The organism is Microvirga sp. HBU67558, from assembly GCF_018069605.1.
In the GTDB taxonomy this organism is placed as follows: domain Bacteria; phylum Pseudomonadota; class Alphaproteobacteria; order Rhizobiales; family Beijerinckiaceae; genus Microvirga; species Microvirga terrae.
In genome coordinates this window covers 1-449 of the sequence record NZ_JAGPUP010000194.1, presented here as the reverse complement: position 1 = coordinate 449, position 449 = coordinate 1, and the positions used below count along the sequence as shown (strand labels likewise).

The 449-nt window shown below is 61.9% G+C and carries 1 protein-coding gene; it reads right to left on the bottom strand.

What is annotated here, in order from left to right; translation table 11 throughout:
- Positions 1 to 231 precede the first annotated feature (231 nt).
- Positions 232 to 449 (bottom strand): phasin family protein (locus tag KBI52_RS00795; RefSeq protein ID WP_210804782.1); only part of this gene is annotated, 218 nt, incomplete at its 5' end.

The following is a 449-nucleotide window of genomic DNA, read 5'->3' as shown; positions in this document are numbered from 1 at the left end:
GAAGCTTTGACGAGAGTCTTGCCCCAGCGGCGCTGGGCTTTCAGAAATTGAGCAATCGGAAGCTTCAGTCGCATGCGCACCCACTGGAAAGGTTTTGAAGCAGGGGTGTCCCACGCCAAGAGATACAGGCAATCGATGGATCGCCGGATGCAGAGGACAGTCCGGCGGTTCTGCCTGGTGTCTGATGTGAGCTCCCGGCTTGCGAGCCGGGAGCATCGTCAAAATACATCCCTAGCGAGCGCGCCGACCGTGCTCGGGTTGCGCCGTGAGGCTCCGGGTGGCCTCCTGGGCCACTTGGGCGGTGAGCTGCGCCAGGCGCTGGCTGTTCTCGAGCATGCGCTCAACGTTGCCGCGAACCAGAGAACTTTGGAGGCTGACGAAGTCCGGGATCGTCCGGCAGCTCAGAAGATCGTTCATCCCCTCCAGGTTCTTCAGCAGGCGCTCCTGCC